Annotated in this window: 18 protein-coding genes and 1 pseudogene; 8 read left to right on the top strand and 11 right to left on the bottom strand. The window is 60.0% G+C overall.

The features are described 5' to 3' along the window. Positions 1–30: 30 nt before the first annotated feature. Both LLY24_RS01620 and LLY24_RS01615 read right to left on the bottom strand, forming a co-directional pair. Positions 31–810: an ABC transporter ATP-binding protein gene (locus tag LLY24_RS01620; RefSeq protein ID WP_259034516.1), complete on the bottom strand. Its 780-nt coding sequence runs from the start codon at positions 808–810 to the stop codon at positions 31–33. Positions 811–812: 2 nt separating this feature from the next. Beyond that, positions 813–1,868, bottom strand: coding sequence for an ABC transporter substrate-binding protein (locus LLY24_RS01615; protein WP_259034515.1), 1,056 nt, complete (start codon positions 1,866–1,868; stop codon positions 813–815). Between the two features lie 321 nt (positions 1,869–2,189). Here LLY24_RS01615 and LLY24_RS01610 point away from each other — a divergent pair. From LLY24_RS01610 to LLY24_RS01590, 5 genes and pseudogenes are all read left to right on the top strand, one after another. Further along, positions 2,190–2,612, top strand: a pseudogene (locus LLY24_RS01610) (BCCT family transporter); the annotation flags it as partial. 144 nt (positions 2,613–2,756) lie between these two features. Continuing rightward, positions 2,757–4,310 (top strand): BCCT family transporter, encoded by a 1,554-nt coding sequence (locus tag LLY24_RS01605; RefSeq protein WP_259034514.1) that lies wholly within the window; start codon positions 2,757–2,759, stop codon positions 4,308–4,310. 268 nt (positions 4,311–4,578) lie between these two features. After that, positions 4,579–5,577, top strand: a complete 999-nt coding sequence (locus tag LLY24_RS01600; RefSeq protein ID WP_259034513.1) for a TAXI family TRAP transporter solute-binding subunit — start codon at positions 4,579–4,581, stop codon at positions 5,575–5,577. 108 nt (positions 5,578–5,685) lie between these two features. Further along, positions 5,686–7,599 carry a TRAP transporter permease gene (locus LLY24_RS01595; protein WP_345799635.1) on the top strand — a complete coding sequence of 638 codons (1,914 nt, stop codon included), beginning with the start codon at positions 5,686–5,688 and terminating at the stop codon, positions 7,597–7,599. Between the two features lie 71 nt (positions 7,600–7,670). Beyond that, entirely contained in the window at positions 7,671–8,576 is a 906-nt protein-coding gene (locus LLY24_RS01590; RefSeq protein WP_259034512.1) for a LysR substrate-binding domain-containing protein, read from the top strand. Here LLY24_RS01590 and gcvA read toward each other — a convergent pair. Beyond that, the gene (gene gcvA, locus LLY24_RS01585) at positions 8,557–9,441 is read right to left on the bottom strand and encodes a transcriptional regulator GcvA (protein WP_259034511.1); all 885 of its coding nucleotides are present in this window, start codon (positions 9,439–9,441) and stop codon (positions 8,557–8,559) included. The genes LLY24_RS01590 and gcvA overlap by 20 nt on opposite strands. A 124-nt stretch (positions 9,442–9,565) precedes the next feature. Here gcvA and amaB point away from each other — a divergent pair, with 124 nt between their 5' ends. The 3 genes from amaB to amaA all read left to right on the top strand — a co-directional run bounded on the left by amaB (position 9,566) and on the right by amaA (position 13,934). Then, positions 9,566–11,059 (top strand): L-piperidine-6-carboxylate dehydrogenase, encoded by a 1,494-nt coding sequence (gene amaB / locus LLY24_RS01580; RefSeq protein WP_259034510.1) that lies wholly within the window; start codon positions 9,566–9,568, stop codon positions 11,057–11,059. A gap of 68 nt (positions 11,060–11,127) precedes the next feature. Then, positions 11,128–12,585 (top strand): Na+/H+ antiporter NhaC, encoded by a 1,458-nt coding sequence (nhaC, locus tag LLY24_RS01575; RefSeq protein WP_259034509.1) that lies wholly within the window; start codon positions 11,128–11,130, stop codon positions 12,583–12,585. A 56-nt stretch (positions 12,586–12,641) separates the two neighbouring features. Further along, positions 12,642–13,934 carry an L-pipecolate oxidase gene (amaA, locus tag LLY24_RS01570; protein WP_259034508.1) on the top strand — a complete coding sequence of 431 codons (1,293 nt, stop codon included), beginning with the start codon at positions 12,642–12,644 and terminating at the stop codon, positions 13,932–13,934. Positions 13,935–14,009: 75 nt separating this feature from the next. On the opposite strand, the gene hglS is transcribed toward amaA, so the two are convergent. From hglS to trhO, 8 genes are all read right to left on the bottom strand, one after another. Beyond that, positions 14,010–15,362: a 2-oxoadipate dioxygenase/decarboxylase HglS gene (hglS, locus tag LLY24_RS01565; protein WP_259034507.1), complete on the bottom strand. Its 1,353-nt coding sequence runs from the start codon at positions 15,360–15,362 to the stop codon at positions 14,010–14,012. A 44-nt stretch (positions 15,363–15,406) separates the two neighbouring features. Next, positions 15,407–18,499: a D-2-hydroxyglutarate dehydrogenase YdiJ gene (gene ydiJ, locus LLY24_RS01560; RefSeq protein ID WP_259034506.1), complete on the bottom strand. Its 3,093-nt coding sequence runs from the start codon at positions 18,497–18,499 to the stop codon at positions 15,407–15,409. 24 nt (positions 18,500–18,523) lie between these two features. Continuing rightward, positions 18,524–19,771, bottom strand: a complete 1,248-nt coding sequence (locus tag LLY24_RS01555; protein WP_259034889.1) for a 2-aminoadipate transaminase — start codon at positions 19,769–19,771, stop codon at positions 18,524–18,526. A 182-nt stretch (positions 19,772–19,953) separates the two neighbouring features. After that, positions 19,954–20,769 carry a flagellin N-terminal helical domain-containing protein gene (locus tag LLY24_RS01550; protein WP_259034505.1) on the bottom strand — a complete coding sequence of 272 codons (816 nt, stop codon included), beginning with the start codon at positions 20,767–20,769 and terminating at the stop codon, positions 19,954–19,956. A 145-nt stretch (positions 20,770–20,914) separates the two neighbouring features. Continuing rightward, the gene (ybiO, locus tag LLY24_RS01545; protein ID WP_427854526.1) at positions 20,915–23,308 is read right to left on the bottom strand and encodes a mechanosensitive channel protein; all 2,394 of its coding nucleotides are present in this window, start codon (positions 23,306–23,308) and stop codon (positions 20,915–20,917) included. 218 nt (positions 23,309–23,526) lie between these two features. Continuing rightward, a complete protein-coding gene (locus LLY24_RS01540) occupies positions 23,527–23,961 on the bottom strand; it encodes a YqaA family protein (protein WP_259034504.1) in 435 nt (144 codons plus the stop codon). Positions 23,962–23,967: 6 nt separating this feature from the next. Next, on the bottom strand, positions 23,968–24,801 hold the full coding sequence (locus LLY24_RS01535; protein WP_259034503.1) for an IclR family transcriptional regulator: 834 nt from the start codon (positions 24,799–24,801) through the stop codon (positions 23,968–23,970). Between the two features lie 111 nt (positions 24,802–24,912). Next, positions 24,913–25,872: an oxygen-dependent tRNA uridine(34) hydroxylase TrhO gene (trhO, locus tag LLY24_RS01530; protein WP_259034502.1), complete on the bottom strand. Its 960-nt coding sequence runs from the start codon at positions 25,870–25,872 to the stop codon at positions 24,913–24,915. Positions 25,873–25,952: the final 80 nt, after the last annotated feature.

Raw genomic sequence — 25,952 nt, 5'->3', positions numbered from 1 at the left:
CAAATAGAAACGTAAAATCGTAACGAAACGTCAGGAACTGCGAATATCGCCGATCTGGCTACGCAAATCCTGGACCAGCTCGATGAAAGGCTTTTCGTAGGTGGCTTCAAGGGGCCTCGGGCGCGGCAGGTCGATTTCGCGGCGCTCGACCACGCGCCCTGGTCGGCGGCTCATGACGTAGACGGTATCGGCCAAGAAGGCGGCTTCGCGCAGATCGTGAGTCACCAGGATGACGGTGAAGCGCTGCGCCTGCCATAGATCGCGCAGCACGCACCAAAGCTCTTCGCGAGTGAAGGCGTCAAGCGCCCCGAAGGGTTCGTCGAGCATCAATAGCTGCGGGCGGTGAATCAGCGCGCGACAGATCGATGCGCGCTGCTGCATACCGCCAGAAAGCTGCCACGGGTATTTGTCGGCATAGTCGGCAAGCCCGACCGTTTCGAGCAAATCGCGCGCCCAGCCGACGAACTCCTCCCGCCGTTTGCGAAACTGTTGGCGGTAAGGCTGCACGATCTCTAGTGGCAGTAAGACGTTATCGAGCGTGGTGCGCCAAGGCAGCAGGTTGGCGTTTTGAAACGCCATGCCCGAGATCTTAAGCGGCCCCGCCACGCCCTCTCCGGCCACACGGACCGCACCTTGAGTAGGAAACTGAAGCCCGGTGCAGAGCTTCATGAAGGTGGACTTGCCGCAGCCAGAGGGGCCGACGAAGGCGACGAACTCGCCTTCGCGAATCTTGAGATCGATCCCCTCGATGGCGTTACCCGAGCCATCGTAGGCGTGGCTGACGGCATCGAATTCGACGAACGCCGTCATCCTCACTCTCCCGCCGCGGGTAGCAGCATGCGCTCCTCGACGGGCGGCAGATAGCGCGCATCGAAGACCTGATCAGGCGACGGCACCGCCGGTAGGTCATAGGCATCGGCAACCAGCTGGATCGCCGATGCCAAGCGTGCCTCATCCACGCCGCCCACGCCGTTCTGGCGTGCATCGGGCGTATCCACAGCGCTTTGCAGCGCCAGTTCGAGGCGGCGCGTTTCCATTGCCGTGTCGATCAAGCCATCACGCGCCTTGACGTAGTCGACGGCGGCCTGCGGGTCATCGAGGGTATCGCCCAAGGCGCGGTTGAAGGCGCGCAAAAAGCCACGCACGGCGTCGGGGTTGGCCTCGGCGAAGGCGTCGCTGACGATAATGGCGTTGCCGTATAGCGGTACGCCATAGTCGGGAAACGGCATGATGGTGAGTTCGTCTTCGCCCAGCCCGCGCTCTTCGAGGTTGAGCAGGCTAGTGAAGTAAAATCCGGTGATGGCATCGACATCGCCACGGGTGAGCAACGTTTCGCGCAGCGTAGGGTCGACGTTTTGCCACTCGACGGCGTCTTCGGCCAAGCCATTGGCGGCAGCAAAAATACCCCAGGCGCGGTAGCCGGTATCGAAGGCGGGGGCGGCGATGGTCTTGCCGACCAGATCGGCGGGCGAGGCGATACCGCTATCGCGGCGCACGAAGATGGATGTGGGCGTACCATCGTAGACGATATAGACGCCATGGATGCCGGGGCCATCGGGGTTTTCGGCGAGAAACTCGACCAAGGCGTTGAGATCGCCAAAGCCCATTTCGTAGGCGCCCGAGGCAACGCGATTGATCGCGCCCGCTGAGCCGCTTCCCACGTCGATTTGAACGTTTAACCCCTCTTCGGCGAAATAACCGCGCTCGGCAGCCATCAAAAAGGGTGCCGCCGGGCCTTCGAAGCGCCAGTCGAGCTGGAAACGAATAGGCGTTTGCGCCTCGGCGTTCAACGAAGAGAGTGCGAGCGTAACAGAGGCACCCACGAGCAGCAGGCGACGAGCAAAAGGCAGTGAAGCGAGCATCAGCATGGCAAGAGCACCTTGTATACAAACGATGCGGTGGCCAAGCAGCAATGCGGCCATCTTGATGAATTTGCTTGCTAATCAATATCTTATAATCCAATGTCGCGCCATGGTGCAGGTAAGTCGCGCTATTTCGGTGCATTCAGAGAAATTCCGCACCATTTTCAAACAGTATTAGACTTTGGTCTAAACCGCTGCTAGACTATGCTCAGTTTCCTGTCCTAGCGCCATTTTCGAATGGCGCTTTTTTTTGCTCTGCTTTTTGGGTCAGCGCCCTATGACCGCTACCCTCCCTCCTCTTCATTCGCTCCAACCAAGGTGGTCTTGATGAACCAACCTCCTCAACAAGCCAAGCGCTCGGGCTTGGGCGATCCTATCGTCCTGACACTAACCGTAGGCTTCATCGTGGCGTTTCTTGCACTCTCCTTCTACGACCTCGACGGAGTCGCCGGTGCCATTGGAACGGGCTTTGCCTGGACCACGCGTGTGCTCGGCAGTTACTTTCAGGTGCTTCTCCTGTTGACCTTCTTCATTGCCATCGGGATCGCCATGACGCCCGCCGCCAAAGCGCGGATCGGCAATTTAGATGCACCAGAAATGAGCACCTTCAAGTGGCTGTCCATCATTCTATGCACGCTGTTGGCGGGCGGCGGCGTCTTTTTTGCCACCGGCGAGCCGCTTTATCACTTCGTGGTCACGCCACCCGCCTTCGATACCCAGCCAGGCACGGCAGAAGCCGTTGCCGGGGCGAACAAGGGATCATCGACTGACGTCCTCCATATAAACGGCCTTAACGGCGCATCCGTACAAAGCGGTCAGGCCGAATTTATATAAAAAACTCATGATATTGATATTAGGTATCGCTATCTCGACCCACCAAAGGTACTCCTTTCGATGAATCAATCGGCCTCTGATGCCAATAGGCGCCAGCGCTTCGCGCTCGGCGATCCTGTCGTACTGACGTTAAGCATCGGTTTCGTAGTGCTTTTCCTGACGCTTTCCTATATCGATCTGAACGTCGTTGCCGATACGATCAGCCAAGGCTTCGCCTGGAGCGCGCGCACGTTCGGTACCTACTTCCAGTTTCTGATGCTGGTGACGTTTTTCATTGCCATCGTCCTTGCGCTAACACCGGCGGGCAAAGCCAAAATCGGCGATCTCGACGCACCGGAACTGAGCACGTTCAAGTGGGTCTCGATCATTCTATGTACGCTGCTGGCAGGCGGTGGGGTGTTTTTCGCTGCCGGTGAGCCAATCTATCACTTCGTCAACGTACCCCCAGCCTTCGATACCGAACCGGGCGTGCCTGCGGCGATACCTGGCGCGCTGGCCCAATCCTTTACCCACTGGGGGTTCGTCGGCTGGGCGATTCTAGGCTCGCTCACCGCCATCGTGCTGGCCCAGGCACACTACGTGAAAGGCCAACCGCTCAGGCCGCGTACGCTGCTCTACCCGGTATTCGGCGAGCGCCTGATGCGTGGCCCTCTGGGTGGGCTCGTCGATGCCTGCTGCGTGATCGCCGTGGTGGCGGGTACCGTGGGGCCAGTGGGCTTTCTAGCCACCCAAGTGGGTTTCGGCCTGCATGACCTGTTCGGTCTGCCCAACACCTTCCTGACTCGGCTTTGCGTCCTTTTGGTTCTCGCCGTCGTATACGTGCTCTCGTCGGTCAGCGGCGTCCAGCGGGGCATGCAGTTTTTGAGCCGTCTCAACGTCATGCTGGCGCTGATCATCGGCGGGGTGATCTTCGTCTTCGGACCGACGCTTTTCCTGTTCAACAGCTACTTCGCCGGTATGGGCAGCTATCTCGGCAACTTCTTCACCATGGTCACCATGACCCCCGAAACCGCGCCAGCGGAGTGGCTGCAGTGGTGGATCGTGTTCTTCTACGCCTGGTTCATCGCCTTCGCGCCATTGATGGCGATCTTCGTGGCACGCATTTCCCGCGGGCGCACCATACGTGAAATGATCCTGGCCGTGGCGGTCATGTCGCCGATCGCCACCACCGTGTGGTTCACCCTGCTGGGCGGTTCGGGTATTTATTACCAGATGACCGGTGCCATCGAACTAAGCGAGGCGCTGACCAACTTCCAGTTCGACATCGCCACCCTCACCGTGGCCCAGGCGCTACCTGGCGGTAACTGGATGGCACTGGCAATTCTGCTGCTAACCACGATTTTCGTGGCTACCACCGGCGATTCAATGAGCTATGCCATTGCCATGGTAGGCGCTGGTCACGACGACCCCAGCGGTTTCATCCGCGCCTTCTGGGGCGTGGTCATGGCCATCATGGCAGCGGTACTGCTCGCCATGAGCGAAGGTCAGATCGCTGCGCTTCAGCAGCTCATCGTGATCACCGCAGTGCCGGTCTCGCTGATCCTGCTACCGTCGCTCTGGAACGGCCCCCAAGCCGCCTACGCCATGGCACGTGAGCAGGGAATCATCGAGTAACACCCACATGGCCGCCATCGGCGGCCATGTATTCCCTTTGCGACTCTTTCAGCATCGGAAATACATGCCCTACGGTCGGACGTGCTAACGCATGAGCAAAAGGAATACGTATACAACTTAATTTCTTTTGTGTGGCGGCATTAGTCCGTGAACAATACGGCGTCCCTTACCCCACGGGAGTCTTACGGCTGCTCGGGTTTTCTCACAGCAGCCAACGACGGCGTGGCAGTGAATGATTATAACGATACGCAGATGCGCAGGAGTTGATATGAAGCCTTCCCTGATCAAGGTGTTATGCGGCGTTGGTACTGGCTTGCTGCTAGCTGGCTGTAGCGACGACAAGAAACCCAACATTGCCATTGGTCCGCCTGCGAGCACCACGCAAGGCGTCTCGCAGCTGCTGTTCGATGCCTACGGCATTGGCAGCGACAAGTACAACACCTACCAAGAGGGGTTCGGTGCGGCGCTTGACGGCGTACAGGACGGCAACATCGATATCTCCATCGGTATTCTTGGGCTGCCCTCCGGCAGCATCGAGAACCTGCAAGCCTCCAGCGGCGACGTGCGCCTATTGGGCTTGAGCGATGCGGCCATCGACTACATCGAATCCAACAGCGCCTATCGCCGTTTCACCATTCCGGCGGGCAGCTACGCCTTCCAGGATGAGGATGTCGAGACCATCACCGCCTACGCCGTGCTCGTCGGCAACACGAACACCATCGATGACGAGCTGGGCTATGAACTGGCGCGGCTGATGTACGAGCACGCCGAAGAGAACACCCACGCCCAATCCGCCTTCATGACGCTCGAGAATGCGCTGAACGGCTCAGAAGGCCTGCCCATTCATCCTGGCGCCAAGCGCTATTACGAAGAGCAGGGCCTGACGGTCACCAATCCCGTTGCCACACTGGCCGACGATATCGCATCCAAGAGCGAATTCGTTCTGGGAACCGGCAGTCAAGGCGGCACCTACTATCCGCTGGGCGGCGAGATGGCCACCATCTGGAACCGCTATCTCGATGGTCAAAACTTCACCAACATCGAAACCGGCGCGTCCATCGAGAACCTGGTCAGTATTCGTGACGATCGCATGGATCTGGGCATGACCGTGCACGCCCCGGCGCAAGATGCCATCGCCGGTCAGGGCGAATTCGACGGTGGTGCCATCGATAACGTGGCGTTCATCGGCCAGATTTATCCCGAAGTGATCCAGGTCGTGACGCGTGAGAATACCGGCATCGAGAACCTCGAAAGCCTCGCCGACTGATCGATTTTTCACCACGCCGCAGGCCTATCCTGCGGCGTCATCCGCATGAGGTTGAAACGTGGATAAAAAAAAACACCTGACGATGCCGCAACGCTAGAGGCGTCGCTACTGGAAAAATACGATCGCGAATCCAATACGCGATCGCCCCTGCAGCTCGGCAAGTGGGCCTGGGTCATTACCCTCATGGGTATCTCGCTCACCTGCTTTCATCTCTACACCGGCTACTTTGGCACCCTACCCTCCCAGCAACAGGGTGCGGTACACCTTGGCATGGCGCTGGGGATGATCTTTTTGCTCTTCCCGGCCACGCGAGGAGCAGGCAGAAAAGCGGGGGTTCCCTGGTACGATGTCGTGCTGGCCTTCGTGGCCACCTTCACCGCCTACTACAAAATCATTTTCTACGAAGAGGTGCTGCGCGCCCGAGTGACTGGCTACTCGACGCTCGATCTCGCCGTTGCCGCGCTGGGAGTACTCTTCGTTCTGGAAGCCACGCGCCGCACCGTGGGTCTGCCCATCGTCATAATGGCCGCATTGGCGATCCTCTATGCGCTGTTCGGCAATCTCATTCCGAGCCCGCTGCTCTCCCACCCGGGCTTCTCCTTCGAGCAGGTCTCGCCGTATCTTTGGTTCCGCGAAAGCGGTGTTTTCGGTACGCCGCTGCAAATTTCGGCGCGCTTCATCTTCTTGTTCCTGTTCTTTGGCGTGGTATTGATGCATACCGGCGTAGGCCGTTTCTTCAACGATCTCGCCTTTGCGGTCACCGGGCGCTTCACCGGCGGCTCGGGCAAGGCCGCGGTCATTGCCAGCGCGCTGCAGGGGATGATTTCGGGAAGCTCCATCGGCAATACCGTGGCGTCCGGCTCCTTCACCATTCCGATGATGAAAAATGCACGCTTCAAGCCCGAGGTAGCAGGGGCCGTCGAGGCCTCCGCCTCCACCGGAGGGCAGATCATGCCGCCGTTGATGGGGGCAGCGGCCTTCATCATGGTGGAGTACGTAGGCGTGTCCTATCGCGAGATCATGCTGGCGGCCCTGATTCCGGCGATTCTCTACTTCGCGGGCATCTTTATCGGCGTGCACTTCGAGGCCAAGCGCCACCGCATCCTAGGCCTGCCCAAGGAGGAGCTGCCAAGCAAGCGCAAGCTGATGCTCGAAAAGGGCTACATGCTGCTGCCGCTGCTGGTCATCATCACCACCATTAGCGTGGGCTTCACCGCGCAACGCGCCGCGCTTTTGGGTATTGCTTGCGCCATGGCCGTGAGTTTCATTCGCAAGGAGACGCGCCCGAGCCTCAAGGGCGTACTGGAGATTCTCGAACAAGGTGCTCGGGTGGCCTTGCCCGTCATCGCAGCGGTGGCCTGTGCGGGCATCATCGCCGGGGTCGTCGGCATGACCGGCCTCGGGGCCAAGTTTGCCGCGGGGATCATCAGTCTGGCCGGGGGCGTGCTGATTCTTGCCCTGATCTTCACCATGGTGGCGTGTATCGTCTTGGGCATGGGTCTGCCCACTACGGCCAACTATGTGGTCACCGCCACTATCGCAGCCCCTGCGCTGATCAACGAGTTCGGCCTGCCCGCCATGGCGGTGCACCTGTTCGTGTTCTATTTCGGTATCATTGCCGACATCACCCCGCCGGTGTGCCTCGCCGCTTTCGCTGGAGCAGGCATTGCGCGCGCCAACCCGATGAAGACGGGCTTTACTGCGGTCAAGCTCGCTATCGGCGCGTTCATCATCCCCTACGCTTTCGTCTATAACCCGATGCTGGTGATGGTGGATGCGACAATCTGGGGGTTGATCACAGCGCTCGTGTTCTCGCTCATCGGCATCATGGGGGTCAGCAGCGCCTTGATTGGCCACTTCGTACGTGACTCTCAGCCTTGGGAGCGTTTGGTGATCTTGGCGGCAGGGCTTGCCATGGTCGTGCCTGAACTTCTCACCAGCGGTGTTGGGCTTCTCGCCCTGGTGGCCATTGGTTGGTGGCAGTCACGCCGCACCGATGCTGCGGTGTCGTCGGCCTCGTAAGCAGCGCGGCATTGCGCTATCCTCCCGGTGGCCGCCGCCGGGAGGGTGGACCCGTATTCAGGAGCGCACGCGTGTTTTCTCGCAATTTGCCGTCTACCACCGCCATGCAGTGTTTCGAAGCGGCCGCGCGACACATGAGCTTCACCCGGGCCGCCGATGAGTTGAGCCTCACCCAGAGTGCGGTAAGCAAGCAAGTGGCCCAGCTCGAATCGTCCCTACAGCACAAGCTGTTTCGCCGCGTTCGCCGCAGCCTGCTGCTCACCCCAGAAGGCGCTATCTTTCTAAGCGAAGTGCGCAAGGTGCTTGCCCAGCTGGACATGGCGACCCAAGGCATCATGACCTACAGCGGCAACAGCGAGGTCTTGAAGGTTGCGACGCTGCCAAGCTTCGGCAGCCGCTGGGTAGCAAGCAAGCTACCCGACTTCTTTACCACGCACCCCACTATCAATCTCGAATTTCACGACAGAGTGGAAGATTTCGATCTCGAACAGCAGGACATCGATATCGCCTTCTTCTATGGCCACGGCAGCTGGCCGGATCTTTCGTGCCACAAGCTCTTCGACGAACAGATGGTGGCCGTGGCCTCACCCGCGCTGCTTGCCAAGCACGCCATCGACGCCCCGGAGGCGTTAGCAGAGCTACCGCTGCTGCACCTATCTACGCGTCCGGATGCGTGGCACCACTGGTTTGCCGCTCAAGGCATCACCACCGACCGAAGCTATCACGGCAACCGCTTCGAGACCTTCACCATGTTGGTGCGCACCGTCATGGCAGGCGGCGGCATCGCCCTCGTTCCCCGCTTCACCGTCGACGAAGAACTCGACGCCGGACAGCTTGCCATCGCATGGCCTTACCCCTTCCACAGCGCCAGCGCCTATTACCTCGTCTATCCCGAACATCTCGGTGAGCTCGCCAAGGTACGCGCTTTCGTCGCGCACATTACTTCGTGTGCGGCCATCACGCGAGCCGCTGACTAATCCATTCGATAAACGCACGAATCTTATAAAGCCCCGCCATATGCTCAGGATACGCCATGTAGTAAGCGTCTTTGCTTCTAAGCGAAAAGCCCCAGGGGATCACGAGCTTACCCTCGCTAAGCTCTTCTTGGGCCAAGAACTTCGGCACTAGCGCCACGCCACAGCCTGCACGCGCCGCGCGTAGTGCCATATAAAAAGTATCAAACCGTGGGCCATGGTAGCTGTGCTCGGTATACATTTTTTGTGCTTCAAACCACTCGTGCCACGCTTCTGGACGCGTAGACACCTGCAAAAGCACTAAGTCCGTTAGGGCGAGTGGCGAGCCTATGTCGTGTTCAAGTATCGAGGGCGCACATACGGGCACCAACTCTTCATCCAGCAATTTCATGCACTCGGCTCGGGGCCAAGCGCCATGCCCAAAAAAGAAGGCGACCTCGATTCGCTCTCTTTGCATGTCGAACGGTTCCGAGCGATTCGAAATATTGAGGTTAATCGAGGGATGTTGGTGGCGGAAGCCGTTCAACCGGGGGATAAGCCATCGCGCACCAAATGTTGGCAAGGTGGCGACATTGAGCACATCGGACTCCACCCCATAAGACTGCATGTAGCGCGTTGACATCTCTACCTGAGCCAAAATTCTGCGGGCTTCACCCAGATAGACGGCCCCCTCAGGAGTCAAATGGAGACGCTTGCGAACCCGACGAAATAAAGGGTGTAGCAGTATCCCCTCGAGCTGTGAGACCTGCTTGCTTACCGCGCTTTGCGTCAAGCTGAGCTCTTCAGCGGCTCGGGTAAAGCTCAAGTGCCTGGCGGCTGCCTCAAAACAGTGCAGTGCCGTTAAAGAGGGTAAATGGTTACGTCGCATCCCCGCCCCACTTGTTGAAAAAAAGGAATGATATTTTTCAAAATCGTCGTTTGAATGCTTCCCCCATGCCTAGCAATACTGACGCCATCCATAGACAAGTCAAAGCACAATACGAGGCAAAATAATGATTCATTCTCTTATGGAAAAATTGGGCGTGGCAAGAGATCAGTACCAAGGCGGTGATCTCGTGGTGACGACACCTATCGATGGAAGTGAAATTGGTCGCCTTGCCATCGCCTCCTCAAACGACATTGATACCGCTATTGCCAATGCGGAAACGGCCTTTCTCGCATGGAAAAAGATTCCTGCCCCGCGCCGGGGTGAGCTCGTTCGTTTATTTGGTGAGCAGTTACGTCAGCATAAAGAAGCACTGGGTGAGCTCGTAACTTGGGAGTGCGGTAAAATCCTGCAGGAAGGCTTGGGTGAAGTGCAGGAGATGATCGACATTTGCGATCTTGCCGTTGGTCAGTCGCGTCAGCTTTTCGGCCTAACGATCGCATCCGAGCGCCCCGGCCACCATATGCGCGAAAGCTGGCACCCATTGGGCCCGATTGGTCTGATTACGGCGTTCAACTTTCCTGTTGCTCCCTGGGCTTGGAACGCAGCGCTTGCCCTGGTATGTGGCAACAGCCTGCTATGGAAACCCTCAGAAAAAACTCCCCTGACCGCTCTAGCTTGCCAATCATTGCTTGATCGCGCTATCGAGCAGTTCGGCGATGAAGCACCGGCCCACCTGAGCCAGGTAGTCATTGGCGAGCGTGCCTCCGGCGAGCAGCTGGTCGAGGATGCTCGAGTTGCCCTGATCAGTGCGACAGGCAGCACGCGCATGGGGCGTGAAGTTGGGCCAAGCGTGGCAGCCAGGTTCGGGCGCAGTATTCTGGAGCTCGGCGGCAACAACGCCATGATTCTGGCTCCCAGCGCCGACTTGGACATGGCCATTCGCGCAATTTTGTTTTCTGCGGTAGGTACCGCCGGGCAGCGCTGCACCACACTACGCCGCCTGTTCGTCCATGAGTCCATCAAGGATGAAGTGCTGGCACGACTCAAAAAATCCTACAGCGGCGTTAGCATCGGCAATCCATTGAAAGGCAACCTGATCGGACCGCTAATCGACCATCAGGCGTTCGACGCCATGCAAAGCGTACTGTCAAAAGCGCGTCAGAATGGCGCCGTCATCACGGGCGGTAATCGCATCTCACTTGCCGACTGCGCCGAGGGTTACTACGTCGAGCCCGCCCTCGTGGAGCTCGATGAGCAAACCGCACTGGTCAAACACGAAACCTTCGCCCCCATTCTTTACGTCATGAGCTACAAAACGTTGGAAGAGGCTATTAGCAAAAACAACGATGTTCCCCAGGGCCTCTCCTCGTGCATTTTCACCACCGACGTCCGAGAAGCCGAAACCTTCATCTCTGCGGTAGGTAGCGATTGCGGCATTGCCAATATCAATATCGGCCCGAGCGGTGCCGAAATTGGCGGTGCTTTCGGCGGCGAGAAGGAAACGGGTGGCGGCCGCGAGTCGGGTTCGGATGTCTGGAAAAGCTATATGCGGCGACAGACCAATACCGTTAACTACTCTCGTGAACTCCCACTAGCCCAAGGCATCAAGTTCGACTAACCCTTCCCCTATATAAGGGCCCTTATCTGTAGGGCCCTCACTAAAAAACACAAAAACGAAGGTGATATATGCGTGACGATGTCCAAATCGGCCCGACGCCGGGCCTCGCGATGGCGCTATTACCGCTACTGGCCACTACCGCCATTCTCATTCTGCAATTTTTTATCTTCTCTGACTTTACTCCTCATATTCCTCTAGCCTTTGGGATCATGATTTGCGCCCTGTGCGGCCGTATCCGTGGCGTGCCCTGGCAAAAAATGGAAGCCTCGATGCTTGAGGTGGTTAAGTTGGGAATGCCCGCTATTTTCATTTTACTGGCTGTCGGCATGGTCATTGGTACCTGGATTCTCTCCGGCACCGTTCCCACGTTAATGTATTACGGTTTTCAACTGGTCTCCCCCTCTTACTTTCTCGTCGCGACATGCGTCATTAGCGCTCTGGTATCCCTTGCCACAGGCACATCCTGGGGCACAGTGGGAACCCTTGGGCTTGCTCTTATGGGTATCGGGGAGGGACTGGGCATCCCCATGTATCTAACGGGCGGAGCGCTGGTCTCCGGGGCGTTCTTTGGTGATAAAATGTCGCCCTTGTCAGAGACGACCAACTTAACCCCTGCCGTGTGTGAGACCGATTTATGGAGCCATATACGCAGTATGATGGCTACCACTGTGCCCGCCATGAGCATCGCGCTGATACTTTATTTATGGCTCGGCACAAGCTATGGCGGACAGCTTGAACGCAGTACCGATATTGCAACGTTCCGTCAGGCACTCGATGACACCTTTACGCTTTCCTGGGTAACGTTGATCCCGCCTTTAGTCGTGATCGGTTTAGCGCTTGCCAAATTTCCACCTTTTCCGACTATTTTTACCGGTGCTGCGATAGGTGGCCTAGTGGCTATCGGCATTCAGGGCGAGAGCGTTCATGCCGTGTTCGATGCCATGCAAAATGGCTTTAATAGCGATACCGGCAATCCAGCAATAGATGCCCTGCTCAGCAGTGGCGGTGTTCTTTCCATGACCTGGGTGGTAACGCTAACGTTCTTCGCGCTGGGTTTTGCCGGCATTCTGGAAGCCTATGGCACCATTGATGCAATCATCAAGCAGCTCATACGGATCATTAAAGGTCGATTCAGCTTAGTGGCAACAAGCTCCGGCACCACACTGGCGGTAAGCACCATTATTGGTGATGTTTATACAACGCTGGTGCTGCCCGGTCGCTTGTTAAAGGGTCAATATCAAGCTATGGGCTATAAGACTTCGACGCTGTCACGCACCATCGAAGACAACGGCACGCTCTCCTCTCCGTTGATCCCGTGGAACATGGGCGGTGGGTTTGTCTCTTCGACGATTGGCGTACCCACGCTAGCGTATGCGCCCTTTGCATTTGCTTGCTGGCTATCTCCTTTATTCGGTTTGCTGTGGGCGCTAACCGGCCGTTTTATTCCTCGTGAAGCCTCCGGGGACAAGGCTGAAAACTCGCCCCATACATCTCGAACTACCTACTCCTCCCAACCTACTCCATAGCCATGTAAGGTCGGCCATGGGCCGACCTGCGCTTCTTTTCAGGAGGTACTATAAAGATGCAAACGACCCTCTCCGAGCGCTGCCTTTGGCTGCAAACAAGCGCGGAATCTCCAGGCCACTATCCCGCGTTAGCGAACCAGGAAGAGGCCGAGGTCTGTGTTGTGGGTGGCGGTATTACGGGTCTGTCCACCGCGTTACATTTGGCAGAGAAAGGCATCAAGGCCATTTTGCTGGAGGCGGGAGATATCCCCACGGGAGGTTCAGGTCGCAACGTTGGCTTGGTGAATGCCGGACTTTGGATTCCCCCCGATGACATCGTGGCCGCGCTAGGTGAGGAGAAAGGCGAACGCGTCAATGCTATTTTAGGCGGCGCCCCGGCAAAGGTATTCGATCTCATCGAGCGCCATGACATTGCGTGTGATGCAACGCGTACGGGCACCCTGCACCTTGGCCATAACACCAAAGGCTGCCAAGAGCTTGCACGTCGCCACGCTCAGTTACAAAACCGCGGGGCACCAGTGACTCTATTGGAAGGCGAAGCATGCGAGCGGATAACGGGAACCGCTCGGATACATACCGCGCTGCTTGATAAGCGCGCGGGCACTATCAACCCGTGCGCCTATACACGAGGACTCGCCCGCGCTACTGCAACCTTAGGCGCTACTCTCTATTGTCAAAGCCCAGTAACAGGTATCGAGCGACAGAAAGACCGCTGGCGGGTATTAACTCAAAATGGCAGCGTAACCGCGAACAAAGTCGTCATGGCGACCAATGCGTATACCGAAGACGACTGGAACCAGGTTCGACAACACTTCTTTACCGGCCATTATTATCAACTGGCATCAGCCCCCTTAACCGGCGAAGCCGCCGATGCAATTCTTCCGGAAAAACAAGGCGCTTGGGACACCCGCACGGTGCTTAGCAGCATACGCCGGGATAAAGCAGGACGCTTACTGTTAGGCAGCTTGGGTAAAGGGGAAGGCAAGCCGCTGGTTTATTTAAATCGCTGGGCCGATACCATAAAAAATTATTACTTCCCTAAGCTTGGCAACATTCAATGGGAATACACATGGACCGGCAAGATCGCGTTCACCCCAGACCACACCTTACGTATTTTTGAGCCAGCCCCTGGAATATTGTCAGCCACGGGTTATAACGGACGCGGCATCACCACCGGCACGGTGGTTGGGCAAGGTTTTGCCCATTACATTGCCAACGAGGATGATAGCCTGCTACCGCTTCCATTGTCACAGCCCACCCCCATCAAAGCCCGCCCACTGTGGAGCTGCGCCTACGAGAGCGGCTTCTCCCTGTACCATGCTGGCCAGTGCCTGCGTGTTCTTATCTAATCAAGTGCACGACGAACACTTAGAGCGCTAATTTACCCCCGCCTCGCCGATCATATCGGCGAGGCGGCGAGCGGCTTAGGCGTTAAGAGCTGCCAATACTTGCTGCTTGGAGCGCTTTTCACGTTCAGCGTAGAGCGCGAGTTCGTCGGTGACCGGGGCGCCGAGGGCGGCTTCGAAGGCGTCGCGGTTGGCGTTGCCTGCGTAGGCGCCGTTGGTGTCGCCGCCCAGGTTGGACTGGAAGATACCGGCGGCGCTGACGGGAAGGAAGTCTTCGTAGGTGATGGGATGCGCTTCGACCACGCCCTGATCGATCAGGCGCTCCAGATCGCGCTCTTGGCCTTGGTAATCCAGTCCCTTCTCGGTCAGGTGGTAGTGGAAGAACGCTAGGCCTTCGACGCGCAGCGCGGCATCGTCGTCAGGGAAGTCGACGAACACCTCGGACATTACCTGCTGATGAGCGTCGTTCTCTTTGCCCGCGCTCAGCTTGCGCCCTTGGGTCAGCAGACGGTCGTAAAGCTCGCGGCCTTTGGGCGTGAGCGCGACGCCGCGCTGCTCGATCTCGCCAAAACGGGCGGTGTGGGTGCCCTGGGCGTCACCGGCAAAGCGGATGGTCTCTTCGAGCGCCTTGAAGCTGGTTTGACGCAGCAGGATCGGACGCTTGCGCGGCGGCGGGCCTTCGATGACGGCCTTCGGGTTGATGCCTACCAAGGGCATGCGCCGCTGGACTTCGTCGATGTCGAGGGTACGCGGCGTCAGGTGGTTGATGTGCGGGCCACGAAAGCAAACCACGTCGGCGATCAGCCGGTGCTCGTCGTGCAGCGCCTGGTAGGTGGCGATATCCACGGTGGCGTCCTGGTGCCAGCGGAAGGTTTCCAGCGCCTCTTCGACGAAGGCATCGGCTTGGGCATCGTCGAGCCCGCCTTGCGACTCGTACAGCGCGATCAGCTCGCGAGCGCCAGCGGTGAAGATATCGCGCTTTGCCAGAATGCCGGCGGCCTTCTGGCGCAGCTCATCGTTTTCGATCAGTTCCAGGCGCAGCAGCGAAGTAAAGACGCGGAAGGGATTACGCGCAAGCGCTGCGTCATCGATGGGGCGAAAGGCGGTGGAGTGCACCGGCACGCCCGCTTCGGATAGGTCGTAGTAACCCACCGGAAACATGCCCATTACCGCGAACAGGCGGCGCAGCATGGCAAGCTCTGCTTCGGTGCCCACGCGAATGGCGCCGTGGCGCTCGACGCTCAAGCGCTCAAGCTCGCTTTGCGTCTCGAGGCGGTGCTTGAGCGCGGGCTGTGCGTCCAGCGTCTCCTGGTTGACCGTAGCCACCAGATCCAGAAGCGTCGTGTACTGGGGCACCTCTTCCTGATACATGGCCGACATGGCCTTGGAGAAGCGGTCGCGTACATCGTCGGTCGAAATGAAAGCCGTCATGGCACTCCTCACTGCGTCGTGTTGTTAAGGTCAGTTGTTAAAAATCAGTTGTTAAGGTCAATGGACATTGACGTTCGTTCCATGTGCTGCAAGAGCGCTTGAAGCGGATGCTGCAACTGCACGTTCGAAAAGCGTTTGACCTGGCTGCGGCAGGAGTAGCCCGTCGCCAAGAGCGTCGCAGGCGCTTTGGCCTCGACGACCGGCTGCCAGGATTGCGCGTAGATGGTGCGCGATGTGGCGAGATTGCGCGTCTCGTGGCCATAGGTACCCGACATACCGCAGCAGCCCGTGGCGATGAGTTCGAGTTCGAGCCCGAAAGCGGAAAATACCTGCTGCCACAGACGCGGGCTGCCGGGCACATTGGTCTTCTCGGTACAGTGTGTCAGCAGGCGGTAGTGCGATGGTGCGGAGCTTGCGGGCTTTGCCTTTGATAGGCGCTCACTCAGCCACTCCTGCAACAGCGCCACCTTAGGCGCGTTACCCCGCCCAAGCGCCTGCACGTACTCCTGACGATAGGTCAGGGTCATGGCCGGATCCACCCCAACCAGCGGCACGCCAAGCGCTGAAATCGCCTGTAAGCGCTTGGCTTGGCGGGTGGCGATGCGCGCAAAGGCACCAAGAAAACCGTGCACCTGCAGCGGCTTGCCGTTGGGCTCGTAGGGCATGACGAACACGCGTACGCCCAAGCGCGATAGCAGCGTGACGATGGCCTCCACCAGCGGCGCCTCGATAAAGGTGGTGAAGGCGTCCTGCACCAGCACCACGCTAGCTTCGCGTTCGCGCGGCGTTAGCGCCGCAAGCGCCTCGACCGTCGCCTGTTGCACACCCAGTGCCCTGAGCCTGGTATCGAGCCGAGGAGCACATAGCCTGGGTGAATCACTTAGCCCCAGCACGCAACGCAGTCCTTTCTCTACGGGCGCCCAGCCCAGCAGCGCGTTGTAGAGTGGCGCGAGACGCGCAAGCACGGGCATCAAGGATTCGGTCGCGCCCACCACATAATCGCGTAGCGGGCGCCGGTAGCGACCGTGATAGACCTCGAGAAACTGGGCGCGAAACTGCGGCACGTTGACCTTGATAGGACACTGCCCAGCGCAGGACTTGCACGCCAGGCACCCCGCCATGGCGTCGTAAACCTCGTGGGCAAAATCGTCGTGCGACGTCGCGCCCTTGCCTCTTCTGCGTCTGCCCGGCCAGGTCAAAAGCCGCCTGAACGGCGTCACCCGGCGCTGGAGTCGGCCCTCTTCGACGACATCGTTACCCGCCGCCTGCTCGCGTCTTAGCCACTCGCGCATCAGGCTTGCGCGGCCCTTGGGCGAGTGAATGCGGTCGCGCGTGGCTTTCCACGATGGGCACATAGGGTCATCGAGGGCGTAGTTGTAGCAGGCGCCGTTGCCGTTGCAGTACACCGCCGAGTCGAAGGCGCGCCACGTATGCTCGCTAATGGTGCGGTCTAACTCGCCGCGTGTCGGCACGGCATCGACGGCCAATAGCGCCGGATCGCGCTGGCGAGCCGGGGCCGCTTCGCTCGCGTCGGGCGAGGCAATCTTGCCAGGGTTGAGCTGGTTGAACGGATCGAACGCGGCTTTGATGCGCTGAAGGCTCGGATAGAGCGCGCCAAAGAAGGCCGGGGCATACTCCGAGCGTACGCCCTTGCCGTGCTCGCCCCAGAGCAGCCCACCGTACTTCTGGGTCAGCGCGGCCACCTCATCGCTGAGGGTACGAATCAGCCGCGCCTGGCGAGGGTCCTTCATATCGAGCGCCGGGCGCACATGCAGCACGCCTGCGTCCACATGACCGAACATGCCATAGGCCACGCCGTGACCGTCCAGCAGCGCACGAAACTCAGCGATGAACTCGGCCAGCCGCTCCGGAGGCACCGCGGTATCCTCGACGAAGGGGATCGGGCGCTGTTCACCCCGCACGTTGCCCAATAGGCCCACCGCGCGTTTGCGCATGGCGTAGACGTGCTGCACCTGCTCGCGCCCTTCGGCTAGCGTGACGCCCAGCCGCTGGATACGCGTGTCCCGCTGCAGATGGTCGATGAATGCCTGTACCTGGGCCTGGACCGCTGCGGCATCGTCACCGCTGAATTCCACCAGATTGATGCCCCGAATGGGGATGTCACCTGACGGAAAGAACGTTGCCACGCTATCCCAGACGAAGTCGGCCATGGCTAGCGTCAGCACCGTATCGTCGACGGTCTCGATCGAGATGGGCCCGCTGCCCATCAACGTCTTGGCATCGCGCAGAGCATCCATGAAGCTTGGGTAGCGTACGTTGACCAGGGTGGCGTGGCGCGGAATCGGCAGCACGTTGAGCACCGCTTCGCTGATGAAGCCAAGCGAGCCTTCGCTACCGCAAAGCAGGCTGTTGACGTTCAAGCGGCCTTCGGCGTCGCGCAGGTGCGCCAAATCGTAGCCGGTCAGGCAGCGGTTGAGCGGCGGAAAGATCGCCTCGATAAGTGTTTTCTGCTCATCGATGATGCGCGCGGCAACGCGGTAAACGTCACCCAGACGGTCTTTGGCCTGGCACTGCTCGCGCTCTTCATCGGCGCTGAGCGGTCGGCTAACGAGGCGCTGGCCGCCCAGCAAAACGGTATCCAGTTCGAGCACGTGGTCGCGGGTCTTGCCATAGCGGCAGCTGCCCTGGCCGCTGGCGTCGGTTGAGATCATGCCGCCGATGGTCGCGCGATTAGAGGTGGAAAGCTCCGGTGCGAAGAAGAGCCCGTAAGGCTTCAACGCCGTGTTCAGCTGATCCTTGACTACTCCAGCCTGCACCCGCACGCGACGATTGGTCACGTCGATATCGAGGATGTGGTTCATGTGGCGAGAGACATCGATCATCACGCCGTCGGTGAGCGACTGCCCGTTGGTACCGGTGCCGCCCCCACGCGGGGTCAGCACGATGCGACGATAAGCAGGCTCGGCAGCCAAGCGGGCGATGTGCTCCAGATCCGCAACGTGGCGTGGAAAGAGCACCGCCTGAGGCAGGCGCTGATAGATCGAGTTATCCGTCGCGAAGACGGTACGCGACGCGACGTCAGGGGCGATGTCGCCTTCGAATCCCGCTGTCTTTAGCGCCTCGAGAAACGCTCGATAGTCGGTACCTACCCTATCTTCCGCCCGCGCATCCATCATGCCTTGCACCTTATGGCCTCGCACTCATACCGTCAGCGTCGCCAGGGCACGTTCGATCTTGCCAAGCCCTTCGACCAGCACCTCGGGCTCCATGGTCAGCGGCGGTAACAGGCGCAGCACGTTACGCCGACGACCGCTGGGCATCAGCAAGGCGCCCTCTTCGCGAGCCGCGCTTAGAAGCGCTGCCAAGTGCTCGGCGCCAGTTGCGCTGGCGGTGTCCTCGAAGACGATACCGCGCATGGCGCCGACACCCGTGAGTGCGCCCACCATGGGGAAGCGCGCCTGCCACTGTTCGTGCGCGGCTACGATAGCGGTCTCTTGCGCGCTGCCCCAAGCGGCCAGCTGCGCCTCGCCCATGAGCTCCATGACGGTCAGCGCGGCGGCGCAGGCCGCGGGGTTACCTGAATAGGTGCCGCCGAGCCCTCCTTTGGGCGGCGCCCCCATGAGCTCGGCGCGACCCACGAGCGCGGCGAGCGGCAGGCCCGCCGCCATGCTCTTGCCCATCAGCAGCATATCGGGCTCGATGCCTAAATGGCTGAAACCGAAGCGCTTACCCGTACGCCCGAAGCCTGACTGAATCTCGTCGCAGATCAGTACGATGCCGTGTTCGTCGCACAGCGCGCGCAGCGCCTTGGCAAAGTGCGGGCAGAGCAGGCGAAAGCCGCCTTCGCCCTGAATGGGCTCGACGACGACGCAGGCCACCTCATCGGCGGGCACCTCGACTTCGAACACGCGCTCGATGGCGGCTAGGGCGTGCTCGGCGCTGATGTCGTTATCTGGGCTTGGGAACGGCAAATGGTAGACCGAGCCAGGCAGGGCACCGAGGCGGCTCTTGTAGGGTTTGACCTTGCCATTGAGGTTAAGCGCCGCGAGGGTACGTCCATGAAAGGCATCGTCGAAGGCCAGAACCGCTTGACGGCCCGTGGCTGCGCGCACCACTTTCAAGGCGTTCTCCATCGCCTCGGCGCCGCTGTTGGTCAGCATGCAGGTGACGTCGAAGGAGAGCGGCACGAAACGACTCAGCGCTTCGGCAACGTCGAGATAGCCTCGATGGGGCACGGCGTTGAACGCCGAGTGCATCAGCGTTTCGACCTGTCCTTTGACCGCCTCGACCACCGCCGGATGGCAGTGCCCCAGGTTGAGTACGCCGATGCCACCAATGAAGTCGATATAGCGTTTGCCTGCCTCGTCCCACACTTCGGCATTGCTGCCGCGGGCGATGCAGATAGGGTGGACGACGCCGAGGGAGGCGCTGATATGGGGAAGTTCCATCGCCACTGAGTCTCCGTCATGGCTTATGTGATTGGCGCTATCAAACCAACCTCAACCGAGGAGCACAAACGAAAAAAAACGCTCAACGCATTCCGATAAGGAATGCGAGCACACGGTCAAGCCCGCTGATCTGCCGGACGACTCGTGGAAAGAATGGCTTGGAATGAATCGAGGGCGGGGCGCTACAGGCCGTCTAGAAGCCGCAGGATGAGATTCGGCTGCTGGTTGGCCTGAGCGAGGATCGCCATGCCCGCCTGCTGGAGGATCTGGGCGCGAATCAGGTTGGAGACTTCCCGGGCGTAGTCGGCGTCTTGGATGCGCGACTGGGCGGCGGAAAGATTGACGATACCGTTTTCCAACCCGTCGACCACGCTCTCGAAGCGGTTCTGCACCGCGCCAAGATAGCTTCGCTGGCGGTCGAGGGTGCCGATGGCACCGTCGAGCAGATCGGTGGGTTTTGCGGTCGCCTCGCCGTCGAGCACGTTGAAGCCGGTAAGCCCCAGCGCGTCGACGTTCATGGCGGCCATGCGCACGCCGATGGTATCACCGCTGTTGGCGCCCACCTGGATACTAAGGGTCTTCTCCTCCATCAACCCCACGCCGTTGAAATTGCTCTGCCCGGCGAGACGGTCGACCTCCTCCAGGCGCTGGTCGATCTCGTCCTGGATCGAGCGCAGGTCCTGAGCGTTGTAGGTGCCGTTACCCGCCTGCACGGTGAGCTCGCGGATGCGCTGCAGGTTGTCGTTAATCTGGTCGAGGGTGCTTTCGGCGGTCTGCACCATCGAGATCCCGTCGTTGGTGTTGCGAATGGCCTGGTGCATGCCGCGAATTTGCGCGCCCATGCGGTTGGCGATCGCCTGGCCCGCCGGGTCGTCCTTGGCACTGTTGATCCGCAGGCCAGAGGAGAGCCTCTGCATGGAAGTCTGAATGGCCTGCTGACTGGCGCGCAGGTGCTTCTGCGCCACGAGCGAGGAGATATTGGTCGCCAGGGTGAACATGCCGGTCGTGCACGTCTCTTGAAATCGGGTCGATGGAAAGCGCCTATGAAAAACTTATCGGCAGGCCGTGCCACAACATTAGTTTTTCCTCGCCCGAACGCAGCGGGGCCGCCCGAAGGCGGCCCCGCTGGATGACGATCGAGGGTCAGACGTCCTCGTCGTCGGGCAGGTTGTGGCCTTCCACTTCCGGCCCACTCAGCTTACGGCGCGGATCAAATCGGTCGTCCACCGCGCTATCACCAGCTTTAGGCTGTCCGGCAGGGCTGCCGTCGATGGTGAAGTCCTGCTGCATGATACGCAGGTTGGCGGGCGGCGCGGAACCGGTCTTGTCCTGGCCGAAGTAGAGCGTGGTGTGCGGGAACGGAATCTCGATGCCGGCTTGGTCGAAGCGCATCTTGACCAAGCGGTTGTAGGCCCGCCCAACGCCCCACTGGTCGCCCGGCGTGGTCTTGATCACCACACGGATGTTGACCGAGCTGTCGGCAAGGCTGGTGACGCCTGCCACGGTAAGATCGGCAAGAATCTTGTAGCCATGATCCGGGCTTGCCTTGAGATCCTCGTAGGCCAAGCGCAGTTGTTCGATGGCGTCATCGATGCTCTCACGGTAAGCGATACCGTACTCACCCACGTGATTGCCGTACTCGCGCATGTAGTTGGAGACGGTGCTAACGCTAGAGAAGGGGATCAGGTGGTAAGTACCGGAGAGATCACGGATCCCCACCGAGCGAATATTTAAGCGCTCCGCCGTACCGGTGATACCCGCCAGGGTAACCACATCGCCCGTGTTCATGGCGTTTTCGATCTGGATGAAGACCCCAGTGATCACGTCCTGAACGAGCTTCTGGGCGCCAAAACCGATGGCCAGACCCAGTACACCGGCACCGGCGATCAGCGGTCCGATGTTGATGCCGATCTCGGAGAGCAGGATCATGCCGGTGATGGTCACCATGGCGATGGCCAAGGCGTTACGGAACAGGCTCAACAGCGTCTTGGCCCGAGCCGAAGGCTCGCCGCCGCCGGTTTCCGGGTTGAGCTTATGCTCGATCAAGCTCGCCAGCGCCAGCCAAATACCCAGCGAGACGATTAGAATCAGCGCGATGCTGATGATGCGATCGATGATCAGGGCGCCACGCTCGGAAGCGTACCAGCCCGCCATGTTGAAGACGCCCCAGGCATCCAGCACCACCATGATGACGGCGACCAGGATGATGGTACGCAGCACGCGGAGGGCATTGGGGACGTAGCTATTGAGGCGATGCTCCAAAAGCGGAAGCTTGCGCCGCAGATCGTCTGAGAGGTGGATACGCCGACCGATCGTCTGGGTCAGGAAAGTGGAAGCGAGAATGCCCACCACTACTGCGATCAGTGTCTTGGTCGTTGCGAACAGCACGAAGGGCAAGGCGTCGCCAGGACGCGTCAGCGTCAGAACGAACACCATGAGGAAGTAGATCAGCGCGAAGAAGTGCCAGGTACGAGCGAAAAGCTGCAGCGAGACGCGCGTGGCGACCATGGTGCTGTTGCCCGCCGTGGTGTAGATGTTGTCGCGAATACGCACGCGGTTCTTCAATACGACGCCCACCGCGTAGATGAAGGCGACGATCATGATCAGCGTGCCCAGCGCCTGCCCGACGCTAGCGGCAACGTAGAAGTTGACCAGCGGTACCGCGACCATCAGGCCGTAACCGACCATGCCGATCAAACGTGCAATCCAGCGGTTCCAGTAGGAGGCCTCGGTAGCCGCAATGGGCAACAGGCGCAGCCCCTCGTAGCGAGAGGAGAAGAGCATGCGCATGGCTGCCTTCATCAGCTCGATGATCAAGAAGGCGTTGAGGAACAGCGAAGCACGAGTGGAAAGCTCGCCCGTCTCGCCCACGGCGAAGGTAGCGATGAGGTTACCCCCGACGTACGCCAGCCCCACGACCAACACATCGACGATGGCGGCCACGATGACGCAGCAGATCAGCCGTAGCACCGGCGTCATTCCCGCGCCATTGCGCGACCAGTTGCTCACCCGGGTGAACAGCGGCTGAACCAAGCGGCGCAGCACGAAGAACAGCACGAAGGTGGCAACGATGACGATACCCAGGTTGATGGCCGCCTGGATGAAAGCGGAAGAGTCGAAGGTGGATGCCCCCGCCTCGCCTTGGGAGGCAAAGATATCGCCAATGATGGTGGCCGCCTGCTCTACCTGACCGCCAATGTCGGTGACCACGCGGCTAGTCAGCTCAGCCAGCTGGCGCGGCAGAGAAACGTCTTCAGGCGCCAGCTCGCTGCCCTGGGCTGCGGCCTCAGGAGAGAGCTCGGCAGGCAGACTCGTGGCCTCGCTGCGCAGCAGCTGAATCAGCTCGGCCCGCGACTGCTCGTTTTCCAACAGGTCAGCCAGCGCCTGATAGGAGTGCGGCTCGGCAGGCGCATCGGCGCTTGCTTCAGCGGTCTCATCGGATGTCAGGGTCGTCTGCGCCATGACCGGCGCAGCGAATATGGCAAGCATTAGCGCTAGCCATACGCCCAACCCAGAGAAGAATCGTTTTGACGTCACACTTCCACCTCCATTTACGAGTGTTTTCTTCAATCTAACGGCTAGCAGGGTTAATGCAACCTATTCACAGCTGTTCGTGCGCCCCGCCGACCGTCCAGCTGGGCGTCTCATTTATCGGAATGCGCCTCGTTTCAGCACGCTTTTCGGCAACGTTTCGTTGCAGAAAAGCCGATAAGGGTAACATGCCTACCCCGTAGCCGTATCCCCAGTATCGCTCGCTATCCCGTACACAGCGGCACCAACATGCGCTGGGCCAGCACCAGCACCACGGCGTAGCGCGCCCCCTTGGCTACCACGATCCACGCAAGCGTGCGCCACCAAGAAAGGCGAAAGATACCTGCCAACACCGTCAGCGGATCGCCGATGATCGGTAACCATGATAAGAGTAGACTTGCTTCGCCAAAACGGTGATACCAGCGCTCGGCACGTGCCAAGCTCGCGGGTGAGGCGGGAAACCAGCGCTTCTGCTGAAAGCGTCGCGCATAGCGACCCATCCAGACGTTGATCATGCTCCCTGCGGTATTGCCTGCCGTGGCCACTAACCAAAGCAGTACGGCGGGCTCGCCGACACACCAAAGCCGCGCTAGCCACAGCTCCGAGCCACCGGGCAATAGCGTGGCACTGGCCAGCGCCACGAGAAACAGGCTAAGCATGGAAGATTAGGCGTGCGGCGTGGGTGGGCGTTGGCCGCCCAGCTGCTGGGTGATCTCGTCGGCGAGTTCGCGCACGCGCGCGCCGAGTTCGAGAAGGCGCGCCTCGGGAATGCGCGCCGCAGGGCCCGAGACCGAAATCGCTGCCAGCGGCATGCCGTGCTCGCTGTGCACGCACGCCGCCACGCAGTGCAGACCAATGGCATGCTCTTCACGGTCGCAGGCGAAGCCCTGCGCGCGAATGTGGGCCAAATCGCTCAGCAGCGCGCGCGGGTCGGCTAGGGTGTTGACCGTGACCTGCTCCAGGGTGCGTCCTTCCAGCAGTCGAGTGCGTTCGTCCTCCGGCATCCAGGCCAGCAGCGCCTTGCCCACGCCCGAGGCGTGCAGCGGTGCCCGTGAGCCCAGGCGGGTGATCATACGCATCATCTGTTGGGATTCGTGCTGAGCGAGGAAGACAGCGGTCGCGCCATCGCGGATGCCAAGGTTGGCGGTTTCGCCGGTCTCGGCGGTAAGGCGCCGCAAAAAGGGGCGGCTGGTGGCGATGAAATCGCGCGCTTCGAGGAAGCTGTTGCCGATGCGAAAGGTCTTGACGTCGATGCGCCACAGCCCCTGCTCGCTCTCCTGGGTGACGAAGCCCTGGCTCTGCAGCGCCTGAAGCAGGCGGTGCGTCGTCGAGGGGGCGAGCGCTGCGCGTTCGGCAAGCTCCGACAGCGACAGCCCCGTCGGGCTCAGCGCCAGATACTCCAGCAGCGTCAATCCGCGCACCAGCGACTGGCTATGCCCACCGGCTGCCTTAGCGGCACCGGCGGGGCGGCCTACCGATTTACGCTTGCCTTCACTCACCTGACGTTCTCCCTGCTCATACGGTCAAAACGTCAGGATAACGCGCCAAGGCGCGCTTTGTCGCGGCTGCGGAAACTCCTTCCACGAATAGACGCACCTCGCCGCCTGGGATCAGGCCTCGGCGGTTGCCTTGGCGCGCGGGTCATGGCCGATGGGGTGCGGCTCGCCACGCGCCTTGGCAAGCTCGATCTGACGCTGGCGCTCGCGCGCCGCTGCGCGGGTCTTTTCGGGCAGCGAATCGATGCAGTGGGGGCAGCTGATGCCGGGCACGTAGTCCGGTGACTGCATTTCCAGCGTCGAGACCGGCATACGGCAGGCGTGACACTGCTCGAACTCGCCTTCGCTCAAATCGTGACGCACGGTCACTCGGTTGTCGAAAACGAAGCAGTCACCGCGCCACTTGGAGCGCGCCTCGGGCACCTTCTCAAGGTAGTTGAGTACGCCCCCCTTGAGATGATAGACCTCCTCGAAGCCCTCTTTGAGCATGAAGCTAGAGGCCTTTTCGCAGCGAATGCCGCCGGTGCAGAACATCGCCACCTTCTTGTGCTTGGCAGGGTCGAACTGCGCGCGCACGTACTCGGGAAACTCGCGAAAGGTGGTGGTCTTGGGGTCGATGGCGCCTTCGAAGGTGCCAATCGCCACTTCGTAGTCGTTACGCGTATCGATCAGCAGCACCTCGGGGTCGTCGATCAGCGCGTTCCACTGCTCGGGCTCGACGTAAGTCCCCACGGTATCGTTGGGATCGATGCCGGGTACGCCTAGAGTGACGATCTCTTTTTTGAGCTTGACCTTAGTACGATAGAACGGCGGCTCGTCGCAGAAGGACTCTTTGTGGTCGATGTCGTGCAACCGCGGGTCGGCGGTCAGCCAAGCCAGCAGCGCATCGATGCCTTCGCGGGTACCGGCGACGGTGCCGTTGATGCCTTCTCGGGCGAGCAGCAGTGTGCCCTTGACGTCGTTGTCCACCATGGTTTGACGCAGCGGCTCGCGCAGCGCTTCGAAATCTTCCAAGGTGACGAACTTGTACAGCGCGGCCACGACAATGCGCGGTCCTTCGGTAGAGGGACTCATCTTTACCTATCTCCTGGTAGTCGCTCTCGCAAAGAGCGGACCGGGTTAAAAAACGCGCTGATCTTAAAGCAAGGCGTCCC

This window comes from Halomonas dongshanensis (genome assembly GCF_024790395.1).
Classification (GTDB): Bacteria; Pseudomonadota; Gammaproteobacteria; order Pseudomonadales; family Halomonadaceae; genus Vreelandella; species Vreelandella dongshanensis.
Note: the sequence above shows the minus strand (reverse complement) of the source record. Positions and strands in the feature narration are given on the sequence as shown.

Coding starts and splice junctions, on each gene's coding strand:
- LLY24_RS01620 (WP_259034516.1), bottom strand. CDS start 810: ATGACGGCGTTCGTCGAATTCGATGCCGTCAGCCACGCCTACGATGGC.
- LLY24_RS01615 (WP_259034515.1), bottom strand. CDS start 1,868: ATGCTGATGCTCGCTTCACTGCCTTTTGCTCGTCGCCTGCTGCTCGTG.
- LLY24_RS01605 (WP_259034514.1), top strand. CDS start 2,757: ATGAATCAATCGGCCTCTGATGCCAATAGGCGCCAGCGCTTCGCGCTC.
- LLY24_RS01600 (WP_259034513.1), top strand. CDS start 4,579: ATGAAGCCTTCCCTGATCAAGGTGTTATGCGGCGTTGGTACTGGCTTG.
- gcvA (WP_259034511.1), bottom strand. CDS start 9,441: ATGCGACGTAACCATTTACCCTCTTTAACGGCACTGCACTGTTTTGAG.
- amaB (WP_259034510.1), top strand. CDS start 9,566: ATGATTCATTCTCTTATGGAAAAATTGGGCGTGGCAAGAGATCAGTAC.
- nhaC (WP_259034509.1), top strand. CDS start 11,128: ATGCGTGACGATGTCCAAATCGGCCCGACGCCGGGCCTCGCGATGGCG.
- amaA (WP_259034508.1), top strand. CDS start 12,642: ATGCAAACGACCCTCTCCGAGCGCTGCCTTTGGCTGCAAACAAGCGCG.
- hglS (WP_259034507.1), bottom strand. CDS start 15,362: ATGACGGCTTTCATTTCGACCGACGATGTACGCGACCGCTTCTCCAAG.
- ydiJ (WP_259034506.1), bottom strand. CDS start 18,499: ATGATGGATGCGCGGGCGGAAGATAGGGTAGGTACCGACTATCGAGCG.
- LLY24_RS01555 (WP_259034889.1), bottom strand. CDS start 19,771: ATGGAACTTCCCCATATCAGCGCCTCCCTCGGCGTCGTCCACCCTATC.
- LLY24_RS01550 (WP_259034505.1), bottom strand. CDS start 20,769: ATGTTCACCCTGGCGACCAATATCTCCTCGCTCGTGGCGCAGAAGCAC.
- LLY24_RS01540 (WP_259034504.1), bottom strand. CDS start 23,961: ATGCTTAGCCTGTTTCTCGTGGCGCTGGCCAGTGCCACGCTATTGCCC.
- trhO (WP_259034502.1), bottom strand. CDS start 25,872: ATGAGTCCCTCTACCGAAGGACCGCGCATTGTCGTGGCCGCGCTGTAC.